The 14,791-nt window shown below is 48.5% G+C and carries 17 protein-coding genes; all 17 read right to left on the reverse strand.

The genetic code is table 11. The annotated features are described in order from the left end of the window. Positions 1-9 precede the first annotated feature (9 nt). Positions 10-891: a tyrosine-type recombinase/integrase gene (locus KNO92_RS05455; protein WP_214691809.1), complete on the reverse strand. Its 882-nt coding sequence runs from the start codon at positions 889-891 to the stop codon at positions 10-12. Positions 892-1,075: 184 nt separating this feature from the next. Then, positions 1,076-2,386 (reverse strand): FADH(2)-oxidizing methylenetetrahydrofolate--tRNA-(uracil(54)-C(5))-methyltransferase TrmFO, encoded by a 1,311-nt coding sequence (trmFO, locus tag KNO92_RS05460; RefSeq protein ID WP_214691808.1) that lies wholly within the window; start codon positions 2,384-2,386, stop codon positions 1,076-1,078. Then, positions 2,386-4,482, reverse strand: a complete 2,097-nt coding sequence (topA, locus tag KNO92_RS05465; RefSeq protein WP_214691807.1) for a type I DNA topoisomerase — start codon at positions 4,480-4,482, stop codon at positions 2,386-2,388. Before topA ends, trmFO begins: the two co-directional genes overlap by 1 nt. 65 nt (positions 4,483-4,547) lie before the next feature. Beyond that, positions 4,548-5,342, reverse strand: a complete 795-nt coding sequence (gene dprA / locus KNO92_RS05470; protein WP_214760364.1) for a DNA-processing protein DprA — start codon at positions 5,340-5,342, stop codon at positions 4,548-4,550. Positions 5,343-5,392: 50 nt separating this feature from the next. After that, positions 5,393-6,310 (reverse strand): succinate--CoA ligase subunit alpha, encoded by a 918-nt coding sequence (gene sucD / locus KNO92_RS05475; RefSeq protein WP_214760366.1) that lies wholly within the window; start codon positions 6,308-6,310, stop codon positions 5,393-5,395. Positions 6,311-6,322: 12 nt separating this feature from the next. Beyond that, positions 6,323-7,483: an ADP-forming succinate--CoA ligase subunit beta gene (sucC, locus tag KNO92_RS05480; RefSeq protein WP_214760368.1), complete on the reverse strand. Its 1,161-nt coding sequence runs from the start codon at positions 7,481-7,483 to the stop codon at positions 6,323-6,325. Positions 7,484-7,603: 120 nt separating this feature from the next. Then, positions 7,604-7,864, reverse strand: coding sequence for an EscU/YscU/HrcU family type III secretion system export apparatus switch protein (locus tag KNO92_RS05485; protein ID WP_214760371.1), 261 nt, complete (start codon positions 7,862-7,864; stop codon positions 7,604-7,606). Continuing rightward, positions 7,861-8,706, reverse strand: coding sequence for a hypothetical protein (locus tag KNO92_RS05490; RefSeq protein ID WP_214760373.1), 846 nt, complete (start codon positions 8,704-8,706; stop codon positions 7,861-7,863). The genes KNO92_RS05485 and KNO92_RS05490 overlap by 4 nt, the downstream gene beginning before the upstream one ends. 14 nt (positions 8,707-8,720) lie before the next feature. Further along, positions 8,721-9,473: a ribonuclease HII gene (locus tag KNO92_RS05495; RefSeq protein ID WP_214760376.1), complete on the reverse strand. Its 753-nt coding sequence runs from the start codon at positions 9,471-9,473 to the stop codon at positions 8,721-8,723. A gap of 41 nt (positions 9,474-9,514) precedes the next feature. Further along, positions 9,515-10,375 carry a ribosome biogenesis GTPase YlqF gene (gene ylqF, locus KNO92_RS05500; protein WP_214745483.1) on the reverse strand — a complete coding sequence of 287 codons (861 nt, stop codon included), beginning with the start codon at positions 10,373-10,375 and terminating at the stop codon, positions 9,515-9,517. Positions 10,376-10,387: 12 nt separating this feature from the next. Continuing rightward, positions 10,388-10,930: a signal peptidase I gene (gene lepB / locus KNO92_RS05505; protein WP_074034770.1), complete on the reverse strand. Its 543-nt coding sequence runs from the start codon at positions 10,928-10,930 to the stop codon at positions 10,388-10,390. Between the two features lie 82 nt (positions 10,931-11,012). Then, positions 11,013-11,366: a 50S ribosomal protein L19 gene (rplS, locus tag KNO92_RS05510; RefSeq protein ID WP_015881369.1), complete on the reverse strand. Its 354-nt coding sequence runs from the start codon at positions 11,364-11,366 to the stop codon at positions 11,013-11,015. A gap of 114 nt (positions 11,367-11,480) precedes the next feature. Further along, complete coding sequence (gene trmD / locus KNO92_RS05515) at positions 11,481-12,197, reverse strand: tRNA (guanosine(37)-N1)-methyltransferase TrmD (protein ID WP_214691801.1); 717 nt, start codon at positions 12,195-12,197, stop codon at positions 11,481-11,483. Beyond that, positions 12,187-12,702, reverse strand: coding sequence for a ribosome maturation factor RimM (rimM, locus tag KNO92_RS05520; RefSeq protein WP_074034776.1), 516 nt, complete (start codon positions 12,700-12,702; stop codon positions 12,187-12,189). The genes trmD and rimM overlap by 11 nt, the downstream gene beginning before the upstream one ends. A gap of 54 nt (positions 12,703-12,756) precedes the next feature. Beyond that, on the reverse strand, positions 12,757-13,032 hold the full coding sequence (gene rpsP / locus KNO92_RS05525) for a 30S ribosomal protein S16 (protein WP_015881366.1): 276 nt from the start codon (positions 13,030-13,032) through the stop codon (positions 12,757-12,759). An 82-nt stretch (positions 13,033-13,114) separates the two neighbouring features. Continuing rightward, a complete protein-coding gene (gene ffh / locus KNO92_RS05530; RefSeq protein WP_074034778.1) occupies positions 13,115-14,455 on the reverse strand; it encodes a signal recognition particle protein in 1,341 nt (446 codons plus the stop codon). An 11-nt stretch (positions 14,456-14,466) separates the two neighbouring features. After that, a complete protein-coding gene (locus tag KNO92_RS05535; protein ID WP_074034780.1) occupies positions 14,467-14,790 on the reverse strand; it encodes a putative DNA-binding protein in 324 nt (107 codons plus the stop codon). Position 14,791 lies beyond the last annotated feature (1 nt).

The following is a 14,791-nucleotide window of genomic DNA, read 5'->3' on the forward strand; positions in this document are numbered from 1 at the left end:
CGTAACCTCCTACTTTCTTGGATGTGTCGCTTGATAAATCGAACGTAGTCGTTCAGTCGATACGTGGGTATAGCGTCCGGTCGTCGACAAGGACTCGTGACCGAGCAATTCTTGAACGGCGCGCAAATCCGCTCCCCGCTCCAATAGGTCCGTTGCAAAGCTATGTCGCAACGAGTGAGGGGTCAACGGCTTATGTACCCCACTGTCTTTTCTCAAACGCTTCATGACATACCGAATTTGGTCTGTTGTCATCCGATTCCCTTTTTGACTCAAAAATAATGCGTTTTCCGTCGGGAGTCCGACGTCTTTCCGTATTTCTACATAGCGCTTCAATGCTTGTACGGCATATTGACCGATTGGAACGTACCGTTCTTTCTTTCCTTTCCCCATCACATGGACGAAAGATAAGACATCGTCAAAGGAGGATAGGTTCATCCCACAAAGCTCTGCGACACGGATTCCCGTTCCATACAACACCTCAATAATTGCCACGTCTCTCGCCTGTAAAAAAGGGTCGTCTTGCATGGAAGCCGCCTCTAACAACCGTTCGACTTCGGACGGTACGGCGAACGTCGGCAAGGATTGTCGCTTTTTCGGTGAAGTCAGGTCGTGGAACAAGGGCTCTCCCCCATGTTCTCTCGCCATATATTTCCCGAACTGTTTAAGGCAAGATACTTTCTGGGACACCGTAGACGCGGCCAATTGTTTCTCATAAAGGACATATAAATAACGCCGCGCCGTCTGTGCATCATAGGGATCTTGATGCGTCGATTGGCAATATGCGGCGTACTGATCGAGCGTTTGCTCGTAGGAGCGTTTCGTATGAGGAGACAGTCGACGTTCAATTTGGCAGTAGCGTAAAAATGATTGTCGATCCTCTAAGAATCCCATTTTATCGCCTCCTCGATGACACGTAAAAACGCATGTTCTCGTCAAATCGAAATTAGCATAGCATACAGAATGTATGGTGACAATAGATAGTCGTTCAATAATCTGAAAATTTTCAAAGTATGAAACAAAATACACAATTGAAACTTTATTTCAAAACAAAAGAGCCAAAAACTGGCTCTCCTGTTCAAAGGTCCTTAAACTGTTGAATCGTTTCTAAAGCACGGTTGGCGTAACGCTCGTACCGTTCTTGTTTTTTCATTTTCTTCGGAGCGTCCTCTAAAGATGGGACCAATCCAAAGTTCGCATTCATCGGCTGGAAGTGCTTCCCGTCCGCCGTCGTGATGTAGTGCGCCATCGAACCGAGCATCGTTTCACGTGGTAAAACGACGAGCTCTTCTCCTGCGATCATCTTCGCTGCATTGATTCCCGCCAACAATCCTGACGCTGCTGACTCCACGTATCCTTCTACACCTGTCATCTGACCGGCAAAGAATAATGTGTCACGCGTGCGCGCCTGATACGTCGGTTTCAACAAGCTCGGTGAATTGATGAACGTGTTACGGTGCATGACACCGTAACGAACGATATCTGCATTTTCGAGTCCAGGGATGAGACGGATAATACGCTTCTGTTCGCCCCACTTCAAATGCGTCTGGAAGCCGACCAAGTTATAAAGCGTTCCTGCTGAGTTGTCCTGACGAAGTTGAACGACCGCATACGGACGTTTACCCGTCTTCGGATCTTCTAGACCGACCGGCTTCATCGGTCCGAAGAGAAGCGTCTTCTTCCCACGCTCTGCCATGACTTCAAACGGCATACAACCTTCGAAGTAAATCTCTTTTTCGAACTCTTTTAACGGAACGACTTCCGCCTTGATCAATTCCTCGTAAAAGACGTCAAACTCTTCTTCTGTCATCGGACAGTTCAAGTATGCGGCTTCACCTTTATCATAACGCGACTTCAAATACACTTTATCGCGATCGATCGTATCGCCATCTAGGATTGGAGCGGCTGCATCGTAGAAGTAAAGATAATCTTCCCCTGTGAACGCTTTGAGCGATGCCGATAAATCTGGAGACGTCAATGGCCCTGTCGCGACGATGACGATCCCTTCAGGAATTTCTTTTAATTCCTCGGTATGCACCGTGACGTTTTCATGGTTCTTCAACTTCTCCGTGATGAATCCAGCAAACTCATGACGGTCCACAGCAAGGGCGCCACCAGCTGGGACGCTTGCCGTGTCTGCCGCTTTCAAGATGAGTGAGTCAAGTGTACGCATCTCTTCTTTCAAGACGCCGACCGCGTTTTGAAGGCCGTTCGCCCGAAGCGAGTTCGAACAAACGAGCTCCGCGAATTGATCCGTGTGGTGCGCCGGTGTTTGACGGACCGGTCTCATTTCATACAAATCTACTTGAATGCCGCGCTTGGCGAGTTGCCAAGCCGCTTCGGAACCGGCCAAACCGGCTCCGATTACAGTTACACGTTGTTGCAACATTAATCCTCCTCTTGCTGATGTACCTCGGTATGGGTACATTTCGTACATTGATATTTCACGCCGTCTTTAATTTTCTTCTCGACCATCAAACTGTCGCATACTGGGCACGGTTTCGCAACCGGTTTATCCCATGAGACGAACTCACATTCTGGATAGTTCGAGCAGCCATAAAAGAGGCGACCTTTTTTACTACGACGTTCCACGATTTGTCCGTCCTTACAGTCTGGGCAAGGGACACCAATCTCAACTTGAACTGGTTTCGTGTTCGTACAGTTCGGGAAGTTCGAGCAAGCCATAAACTTACCGTATCGACCCATCTTGATGACCATCGGTGAACCACAAACTTCACAATCGATTCCCGCAGGCTCATCTTTCACTTCAATCTTTTCGATTTCTTCTTCGGCACGCTTCAAGCGTTTCTCAAATGAACGATAGATTGGGGCGACGACTTCTGTCCACTCCACTTCTTTATGCTCAATCGAGTCAAGGAGCGTTTCCATATCGGCCGTGAACTGGACGGTGATGAAGTCATTGAAATATTCATCAATCATTTCAATGACGAGTTCCCCGAGCTCTGTCGGAAGGAACTTCTTCTCTTCTAAGACGACATAACCACGACGCTGAATCGTGTCGAGTGTCGGCGCATACGTTGACGGGCGACCGATACCGAGCTCTTCCATCGCGCGGACGAGTCGTGCTTCCGTGTAACGAGGTGGTGGTTGCGTGAAGTGTTGCTTCGGCTCAATCGCTTCAAAGCTGACCGTATCTTCGACTTCAAGAGGTGGTAGTAAGCCTTCTTTCTCTTGGTTCGCGTCCTCGATATCATCATCTTTCGATTCGATATACACTTTCATGAAACCTGGGAATTTGACGGTCGAACCATTCGCACGGAAAATCATCCCGTTCGACTCTACATCGATCTTGACGGTATCGAGTACAGCAGGTGCCATTTGACTCGCAATCAAACGTTCCCAAATTAATTTATAAAGACGTAACTGGTCACGAGACAAATAAGGTTTTAAAGAAGCGGGGTCGCGGAGTGCAGAAGTCGGTCGAATCGCTTCGTGCGCATCCTGTGCGTTGGCCGCTTTCTTTTCCTTTTGCTTCTGTGAGGCGACGTATTCTTCACCGAATGTCGATTCGATGTATTCTTTCGCCTCTCCCTTCGCCAAGTCCGAGATTCGTGTCGAGTCTGTACGCATATACGTAATCAAACCGACCGTTCCCTCTTTCTTACCGAGGTCGATTCCTTCATATAATTGTTGGGCGAGCATCATCGTCTTTTTCGCACGGAAATTCAATTTACGTGCCGCATCTTGTTGCAACGAACTTGTCGTGAACGGCAACGAAGCGTTGCGTTTACGTTCTTTCTTCGTCACGTCGATGACTTTGAATTCGTCGTTGATGGCATCAAGGACGGCTTGAGCGTCTTCTTCCGACTTCAATTCCATCTTTTTCCCATCTTTTCCGTAAAATGAAGTCTCGAACGTCTCCCCGTCATGATTCAAGTCGAGCTTGATCGTCCAATATTCTTCTGGGTCGAACGCATTGATCTCGCGTTCACGGTCGATGATCATCTTCACGGCAACTGACTGAACTCGTCCGGCAGATAGTCCTTTTTTGACTTTCTTCCATAATAACGGACTCATCCCGTATCCGACGAGACGATCTAAAATCCGTCGTGCTTGTTGCGCATCGACGAGGTCATGATTGATTTTACGTGGATGTTTAAATGATTCTTTAATTGCATCTTTTGTGATCTCGTTAAAGACGACACGACATTCAGTCGTTTCATCTACGCCGAGTGCGCGAGCCAAATGCCAGGCAATCGCTTCCCCTTCTCTGTCGGGGTCGGCTGCGAGAAAGATTTTTGTGGCTTTTTTCGCCGCTGTCTTCAATTCTTTCAATACGGGTCCTTTACCACGGATGGTAATATACTTCGGTTCAAAGTCGTGTTCGACGTCTACACCGAGTTGACTCTTCGGTAAATCGATGACGTGTCCCATCGAAGCTTTGACCATATAATTCGGACCTAAATAACGTTTAATTGTTTTTGCTTTCGCAGGTGACTCAACGATCACCAAATATTTTGCCATACATCTGCTCCCCTTTTAGAGGTCATTTAAATCCCTACCATAATATTCATGTTCTCACCGGTTTGTCAACGTACAATCCTGAGATCTCGAATAATTTGATCGGAATTCGTCAATGGAATCGCGCCTTCTTCAATCAATCGATTCGGTCCTTCCGCCAATGGATCAAGCGGTGAACCGGGTACGGCGAACACCGTCTTTCCCTGCTCTAGCGCGTGTCCGACCGTATTCATCGTTCCGCTCTTTCGTCTCGCCTGTAAGACAACGAGCGTGTCACCGAGACCGCTCACCAATCGATTTCTTTCCAAAAATTGAAATTTTTGAACAGGTGTGTTCGGGGCATACTCACTTAAGAGAATCCCTTGCTTCGGAATCCTCAAGAGCAACTGTCGATTCGCTGCTGGATAGAGGTTGTTCAGTCCAGCTCCGAGCACCGCCACGGTCGGACGATGTTTATTTAACGCGTGTGCGTGGACAAGACCATCAATGCCAAGCGCTCCACCTGAAACGGAAACAGTTTCTTCTATTAAAGAGTGATAGTGTTGCACTAACGATTGACTAATTCGATTCAATTCACGACTTCCGACCATCGCGGTCGTTCTTTCTTGTAGTACCTCTAAATCTCCATCGTAAAACAAACAGTACGGCGGGTTAGGAATCTCGAGCAATCGTTTCGGGAACGTTTCATCTTCCCAAGTGACGAAGCGGGAATACGATTCGGACGAGCGGAGCGCAGAATGAGCTCGCTTCCAGACATGTGAAGAAAAATGAGTGCGATGTGCTTCTAGCGTCCCGTTCAAATAATGATGCACAAACTCAACCGGAATTCGTGCAGCGGCAAACCGAGCTATTGTTTGATTCATCACAATCTCTCCTTTAAAAAAATGAGGGATGCAAGCATCCCTCATGATTCTTATGTCGTCGGTTGACCCGTGACACACGCTTCGTATAGACCTTCATTTTTCAAGACACGAATCAACGTTTCACCGATGACAGCTGGTGTTTCAGCTACTTCGATTCCATTCGCGTTCAACGTCTTTATCTTTTCAGCAGCCGTCCCTTTACCACCTGAGATGATTGCGCCGGCATGTCCCATACGTTTGCCTTCAGGAGCCGTCTGTCCGCCGATGAAGCCGATGACTGGTTTCGTCATGTTCGCTTTCACCCATTCAGCCGCCTCTTCTTCAGCTGTTCCACCGATTTCCCCGATCATGATGACAGCTTTCGTGTCCTCATCTTCGTTGAACGCTTTGAGCGTATCGATGAAGTTTGTTCCGTTGACTGGGTCTCCCCCGATTCCGACAGCTGTCGATTGACCAATCCCTGCCGTCGTCAACTGATGAACCGCCTCATACGTGAGTGTTCCAGAACGTGACACGATTCCGACATGCCCTTTCGTATGAATATAGCCAGGCATGATTCCAAGTTTTGCTTTTCCTGGCGTGATGATTCCAGGACAGTTCGGTCCGATCAAGCGAGCCGGCTTGTCTTCGAGATAACGTTTCACTTGGATCATGTCCACTACAGGAATGCCTTCAGTGATACAGATGATGAGTTCGATGCCACTGTCCGCCGCTTCCATGATCGAGTCAGCTGCGAAAGCTGGTGGTACGTAGATGATTGATGCGTTTGCACCAGTCGCTTCGACCGCCTCAGAGACTGTGTTGAAGACCGGAACGTTATCGAGAACGGTCGTACCACCTTTACCTGGCGTGACCCCACCGACTAATTTCGTGTTATAAGCAAGCATCTGTTCACCGTGGAACAAACCTTGTTTCCCTGTAATCCCTTGAATGATGACTTTCGTATCTTTATTCGCCCAAATACTCATGTCGTTTCCCCCTTATCGAACAAGTGCTGCGATTTTTTCCGCACCGTCAGCCATCGAGCTAGCTGTCGTGATCGCAAGTCCAGATTCATCGAGAATGCGCTTCCCGGCATCAACGTTCGTTCCTTCTAAGCGAACGACGAGTGGCAAGTCGAGTCCGATTTCTTTCGTAGCTGCGACAATCCCCTCTGCGATGATGTCACACTTCATGATTCCACCGAAAATGTTAACGAAGATTCCTTTGACTTGGTCATCAGACAAAATCAATTTGAACGCTTCTGTAACTTTTTCTTTCGTCGCACCGCCACCTACATCGAGGAAGTTAGCGGGTTCAGCGCCGTAATGTTTGATGATATCCATCGTTGCCATCGCAAGGCCTGCACCGTTGACAAGGCAACCGATGTTTCCATCAAGTGCGATATAGCTGAGGTCATGTTTTGATGCCTCGACTTCACGTGGATCTTCTTCCGTCGTATCACGAAGCGAAAGGATATCTGAGTGACGATAAAGTGCGTTGCTATCGAAGTTCAACTTCGCATCGAGCGCGATGACGTTTCCGTCTTTCGTCGTGACGAGCGGGTTGATTTCCGCGATTGTGCAATCTGTCTCGACATATACTTTGTACAACTTCATGACCATGTCACTGAACTTGTTCACAAGTTTCGTCGGGACTTCCATTTGGAATGCGAGACGACGTGCTTGGAATGGACGCAAGCCCACAACCGGATCGACGATCTCTTTATGAATCTTCTCAGGTGTATGTTCAGCGACTTCCTCGATGTCCATACCACCTTCTGATGAACCCATGATGACAATTCGGCCGATCGAACGGTCAAGCACGAGTCCTAAGTAAAATTCTTGGTCAATCGCAGAACCTTCTTCGATATAGAGACGCTGGACAACTTTTCCTTCCGGACCTGTTTGGTGTGTCACGAGCGTTTTTCCGAGAATTTCTGTCGCGTATTGCTTCACTTCTTCATCTGTCTTCGCAAGTTTGACGCCACCTGCTTTACCGCGTCCACCTGCGTGGATTTGAGCTTTTACAACTTTCAACTCACCGTCAAGCTTAGCAGCTGCTGCTACAGCTTCTTCAACAGTAAAGGCTGGATAACCCGTCGGAACGGCTACCCCAAACTCTCTTAGCAATTCTTTCGCCTGATACTCATGGATATTCATATGTTTTCCCCCTTAGTCCCCTTTAATATCGGCACGTCTATTGTAACGAAAAACTGAAAGCGCTGTCTATCGTTCTTGCTTTAAGTTTTCATCTTTTTTTCACATATAACCCTAGACAAATCAAATTTTATCTTGTTCCATCTGATAAAGAAAGACAAAAAGTTCGGCAATGATTTGATAAACGTCCTCCGGAATCTGCTCTTCGATGTTTAATGCTGAGAGTAAGGAGAGGAGTGCCGGGTCCTCATGAACAGGAATTCCGTTCGCTTGGGCAATCTCAAGCATCCGCTCAGCGACAATCCCCATCCCTTTCGCCACGACGTGCGGGGCATCCATTGATTGCTCATATGACAGAGCGATTGCTTTCTTTGGATCGTTCATATTTGGAGATCCACCTTTCCGAGAGGCGCAAATGTCTCTGGCACACGCTCACGCTTTGCTTCGTATGAAAAAGAAGACAAATCGAAATCGACACGTTTCAACCCTTCTTTTAGAAGCGGTTCGTATGTACGAACGTATGGACTTAAATCGTGAGTCTCATTAAATACCCGAACGGATACATACCGTTTTTGAATCAACACATCGATTCCTGTTTCGCCGAATCGCGGCGTTTCAAGAAACAAGACGATTCGAGCATGATCAGAATCAATCGCCTCTCGTTTTGGTGCTTCTAAACGAAGTTGAACGTGTTCAAACGGACCTAAATGCGGTATGTGAAATGCTTGAGCGACGAACGGGGGGCTCTGGGTCGCATTGAACGCTTCCTGGGTTCGCACGAACTGCTCGAACTTCGGCTCGCCTTTCGCCTTGAACAGCTCGCCGACGAGCGCCTTTACATCAGACCCCGCTCCGCTCTCTAGCATCGTTTTCCCGGCTGTCTTGACCGATTCTGGTGTCGGAATCGGTTCGCGAATGAAACGGGCAAGTTGTTCCCCTAACGTCTGGAGAGGTGATTTGGAAGGCATGAGCGCTTCTGACGCTTGTGGGACGACTTTCAAGACGAGCTTCGGCTCGACGTCCGTGACGATCATCTTATACGTCACGTTCTCTTTCACGTTCGCATTGATACCTACCCGAAAGATTCCTTGCGGCAACTGCATGACCGCCTCATTGCCGGGCAGAAGTTGTAGCACCTTCCCGACAATTGTATTCCCGAGCAAAAGCGGTCGCGACGTCTGTTCGGCCACTTTGAATGGTAAAACTCCTTGATGATCGATGCGCAACGCCATCACTCCTTTCACATATGCTTGATCGGGGCGAATGTACGACGATGGATCGGTGTCACCCCGTAACGTCTCAATCCTTCTAAATGAGCCTCTGTCCCATACCCGGCGTTATTGGCAAACCCGTAACCGGGATACGTCCGGTCGTATTCTTCCATCATCCGGTCCCGGACGACCTTAGCGACAACACTCGCCGCAGCGATTGAGACGCTGAGCGTGTCCCCTTTAATCAAGGACTGCTGAGGAATGTCGAGGTCCAGTTTCATGGCGTCAATCAATAAAGCATCGACCTCCCCGACTTGACGAATCGCCTCCATCATCGCGAGCTTCGTCGCCTCATAGATGTTGACCTCATCGATTACCGCAGGATCGACGATTCCGACACCAACTTTCGCGACTTCCATGATGTGATCGTATGCCGTGTCTCTCGCCGTTTTCGACATTTTCTTCGAATCGTCCAACCCTGCGATATAAAACCCTTCCGGTAGTAAGACGGCAGCCGCCACGACCGGTCCTGCGAGCGGTCCACGTCCGACCTCATCGACTCCTACAATTCGGGTGAATCCTTGTGACTTCCATTCACGTTCATATGACATTCGACGCTCGAAATCCTCTTGTAATGCTTGTTCTCGCTCGAATTGGCGCTCTTTTTGCCGAAGCAACGTTTGCACGCCTGCTCGGGGGTCTTGTGACAAGGTCGGGAAGATTTGTACCCATTCTTCATATCGGATGTCCGCTAGTTGTTGTTTAATCTGTTGAATCGTCACGTTCTTCCTCCTATTCAAAAAAGCCCTGTTTACACAGGACTTTACGCCATTTCATGGTCAGCCGGTGTCTCAAGCGAGATCCGTCCGATTTTTTCATGCCGTAGTTCATTCAAAAGTAGTTCGCTCGCCTTCTCAAAATCGACGTAACCGCCACTGATGAGACCACGCTTTTTCCCGATCATCTCAAGGAGTTCCACGCCGTCCTCCGGTAACGTTTCGAGTTTGAATCGTTCCTTTAATTGTTCCGGATAACGAGCATGCAACTCACGAACCGTATACAAGGCGATATCATCTAAATTGAGAATCTCGTCTTTGATAGCGCCGGTCGCGGCGAGACGATATCCGACGAGTTGGTCCTCAAACTTCGGCCAGAGAATACCTGGCGTATCTAAGAGCTCCATCTCGCCACCCTTCATCTTGATCCACTGTTGACGCTTCGTCACACCCGGTCGATCGCCTGTGATGGCGATGTTACGACCTGCGAGACGGTTGATGAGCGTCGACTTCCCGACGTTCGGGATTCCGATGATGAGCGCACGAATCGGGCCAGGGTTACGTCCCTTTTCACGCATGCGATCATGTTTTTCTTGCATCAACTTTTGAGCGCCTGTGATGAGCTGTTTCAAGCCTTTGCTATGCTTCGCATCAACTGCGACGACTTCGACCTCTTCTCGCTTCAGGGCACGTAACCACGCGTCCGTCACGACCGGGTCGGCCATGTCCGCTTTGTTGAGGACGATGAGTCGCGGCTTGCCTGCCGTGATCTCATCGACCATCGGGTTACGGCTCGATTGTGGCACGCGTGCATCCACGAGCTCGATGACGACATCGATCAATTTTAATTTTTCAGTTACTTGTCTTCTTGCTTTGGCCATGTGGCCAGGAAACCATTGAATTGCCAAAAAAGCACCACCTTAATCTTCTACCGTGCCAACATCGTCGAGCGGCCAGAAGATGAAGTTCGTCTTACCGACAATCTCCTCTTTCGACACAAATCCGATTTCACGACTGTCCTTCGAGTTTTGACGGTTGTCTCCCATGACGAAGTATGAGTCTTCAGGGACGACTGACTCGCCTGTCACTTGTTCAAGCGTGAAATTCTCCGTCAGCGGGAACCCGTTCATCTGTGCGCGGAACTCGTCTAAATACGGTTCTTCTACCGCTTCACCGTTAATATAGAGCACGTCATCTCGATATTCGAGCGTGTCGCCTGGAATGGCGATGACACGTTTAATATAATCTTTTGATTCTGTCGCATGGAATACGACGATATCACCTCGGTCTAGCTCACCAACATAGTTCGAAATTTTACTGACGATCATTCGATCCGCATTGTGGAGTGTCGGCATCATCGACTCCCCTTCAACGATGACAGGAACGAAGATGAACGTCCGGATGACGAACGCGATGACAAGAGCGACAACGATGGCCTTGAGCCAACTAAACACTTCTTTCAACTTCACTCACTCCTCTATCCATTTGAACTTATTGTACTAGAAAAAAAGAAGCTTGTCGCAAGCGACAAGCTTAATTCCCATCTTAACGACGGATTTCTTTAATACGTGCTGCTTTACCGCGAAGGTTACGGAGGTAGTAAAGTTTCGCACGGCGAACTTTACCGTAGCGTACGACTTCGATTTGTGCAACGCGTGGTGAGTGAAGCGGGAATGCACGCTCAACACCTACGCCGTAAGAAATCTTACGGACTGTGAATGTTTCGCTGATGCCGCCACCTTTACGCTTGATTACAACACCTTCGAAGATCTGGATACGCTCACGCGTTCCCTCTACAACTTTAACGTGGACACGTACTGTGTCACCAGGACGGAAAGCAGGTACGTCCGATTTGAATTGTTCTTCTGTGATTTCACGGAACAGTTTTTGTGTGTTCATGAATCATATCTCCTTTTTCTTCAATGTTCATATCTTCATATGCCCAAGCATCCAATAGCGGAACATCGGTAATCGATGGGTTTAACCCACATGCTCAAACATAGCATATATTTCTCAATCGCGCAACGATTGGAGAAATTTTTTATCGTCTTCTGTCAGCTCGAGTTGCTCGAGTAAATCCGGTCGACGTCGATACGTTCGCTCGAGTGATTGTTCGCGTCGCCACGTCTCGATGCGGGCGTGATTTCCAGAAAGGAGTACATCCGGTACTTTCAACCCACGAAAATCGGCAGGGCGTGTATAGTGCGGATATTCAAGTAGACCGGTTGAGAACGAATCGTCCTCATGGCTCGCCTGATCGCCGAGGACGTCCGGGAGCAGTCTCACCGTCGCATCAATCATCGCCATTGTCGCGAGTTCGCCACCCGTCAAGACAAAGTCGCCAATCGACACTTCGTCTGTCGCCAGTTCATCGTGGATACGCTGGTCGAATCCTTCATAATGCCCGCACAAAAAGATCAGATGTTCTTCCCGGGCCCATTCTTCCGCCATCTGCTGATTAAACGGTTTTCCGGTCGGTGTCGTAAGGATGACACGTGGTGACTTCGCCTCGATCGAGTCAAACGCATCGAAGATTGGTTGTGGGGTGAGCAACATGCCCGCCCCTCCTCCGTACGGATAATCGTCGACTTTATGATGCTTGTTCGTTGAAAAATCCCGGAAATTGATGAACGACATCTCCACTTGTCCGAGCGCTTTCGCGCGGCCGACGATGGAATGGTCGAGCGTCTTGAACATGTCCGGGAATAACGTCAACACATCAATCTTCATCGTCAATCATTCCAGGAATCGGTGTGATGACGACACGTTTTGCTTCGACGTCAATCTCTTTAACGACCGATTCGATATAAGGGATGAGGGCGTCCGATTTACCTGGGCGTTTGATGACCCATACGTCGTTCGCACCCGTCTCAAAGATATCATCGATCACACCGATCGACTCGCCATCGACGATTGCCTCACAACCGATAATCTCATGATAGTAATATTCGTTCTCCGAGAGATCATGCACGTGTTCGGCATGGACATATAACTTCAACCCTTTATATTTTTCGATGAGGTTGATGTTCTCAAACCCTTTGAACGTGACGAGATGGAACTGCTTGTGCGGACGATACGTCGTGATCGTCATCTCTTGTTTCGTTCCGTCCACGTCAAGGAACAACGTGTTTCCTTTTTTAAAGCGTTCTTCCGGAAAATCTGTCGCCGCCAAAATTTTCACTTCCCCTTTAAGGCCGTGCGTATTGGCGATTTTCCCAACGTATAACCAATCCATTCGCGTTCCCTCCTCAACAAAATAGGCCGACCTCAGAAAAGGTCGGCCACATCATTACTTCGCGTTTTTCGCGTTGTGGAATTTCTCCATGATCCCTGCTTTAGAGAACAAGTTACGTACTGTGTCAGATGGCTTCGCGCCGTCTGCCAACCATTTGAGAGCGAGTTCTTCGTTGATGCGAACTTCAGCTTCTGGTTTTGCAACCGGGTTGTAGTGACCAACTTGCTCGATGAAGCGACCGTCACGTGGTGAACGTGAGTCTGCTACAACGATACGGTAGAAAGGTGATTTTTTTGCGCCCATGCGCTTAAGACGAATTTTAACTGCCATGGTAATATACCTCCATCATGTGTTTAAGAATTGACAACTTTTATAGTATACAGCTTTTTCGTTCGACTGACAAAAGTTTTTGTTAGAAGAATGGAAGACCGAGGCCCTTTTTCTTCCCTTTCATTTGTCCTGACATTTGCTTCATCAGCTTCTTCATGTCATCGAACTGTTTGATGAGACGGTTCACTTCTTGAATCGAGCGACCGCTCCCTTTTGCGATTCGCTTCCGACGACTCGCATTGAGCACTTCCGGGTTGGCGCGCTCATGTTTTGTCATCGAGCGAATGATCGCTTCGACGTGATCGAGTTGTTTTTCGTCGATTTGGACGTTTTTCAACCCTTTCATCTTACCTGCACCAGGTAACATCGAAAGTAATTCATCAATCGGGCCCATGTTTTTCACTTGACCCAACTGTTCAATGAAATCATCGAACGTGAATGACGCGTCACGAATTTTGCTTTCTAGCTCTCTCGCTGCGTCTTGGTCCATCTGTGTCTCGGCTTTTTCAATGAGCGAGAGCACGTCCCCCATTCCAAGGATCCGTGACGCCATGCGTTCTGGATGGAATGGTTCGAGGGCATCCAACTTTTCGCCGAGACCGACGAATTTAATCGGCGCTCCCGTGACTGCCTTAATCGAAAGGGCTGCCCCGCCTCGTGTATCTCCGTCGAGCTTTGTGAGCACGACCCCGGTGATTCCGAGTTTCTCATTAAAACTGTCGGCCACATTGACCGCATCTTGACCTGTCATCGAGTCGACGACAAGGAAGATTTCATTTGGTTTGGCAATCGTCTTCACATTTTCGAGCTCACCCATGAGCGTCTCGTCGATATGAAGGCGACCCGCCGTATCGATCAACACGAAATCGTGATGATTTGTTTTTGCGTACTCGAGCGCTTTCGTCACAATCTCTTCTGGCTTCACTTGATCGCCAAGTGAGAAGACCGGTAAATCGAGTTGTTTCCCGAGTGTCTCGAGCTGCTTGATTGCCGCCGGACGATAAATATCCGCCGCGACGAGAAGTGGACTGCGGTTATGCTTTTTGCGAATCAAGTTCGCTAGCTTCCCGGTCGTTGTCGTCTTACCTGCCCCTTGCAGACCGACCATCATGACGACTGTCGGTGGTTTCTGACTGAATGAGATCGGGACGACATCGCTTCCCATCAAATTCGTCAACTCTTCGTGAACGATTTTGACGACTTGTTGACCTGGCGTCAATGATTTCATGACATCCTGACCAACCGCACGTTCTTTCACGTCATTGACGAATTGCTTGACCACTTTAAAGTTGACGTCGGCTTCTAGTAAGGCGAGGCGAACCTCACGCATCATCTCTTTGACATCAGCCTCAGAGATTTTCCCTTTACCGCGCATCTTTGAAAGCGTCGATTGCAACCGTTCTGATAATCCTTCAAATGCCATGCTCCAGCCCCCTACTCTAAATTCTCAAGCGCAGAAATCGTAGCCTGCACGTCATCCGTGAGCTCGACTTGACGTTTGAGGGTCTGAAGAAGTTGCTGACGCTGTTCGAATTTTTCGAATAGAGCGAGCTTTTCCTCGTACTGTTCAAGCATCGTTTCTGTACGCTTTATGTTATCGTAGACCGCTTGACGGCTGACTTCAAACTCTTCCGCTATCTCTCCGAGCGAGTAGTCATCTAGGTAATAAAGAGACATATAGTTGCGCTGTTTCGGTGTGAGGAGCGCTTGATAGAAATCGATGAGATAGTTCATGCGATTCGTTTTTTCGAGCGTCAAA

The sequence above is a fragment of the Exiguobacterium sp. s129 genome (assembly GCF_018617585.1).
Classification (GTDB): domain Bacteria; phylum Bacillota; class Bacilli; order Exiguobacteriales; family Exiguobacteriaceae; genus Exiguobacterium; species Exiguobacterium aestuarii_A.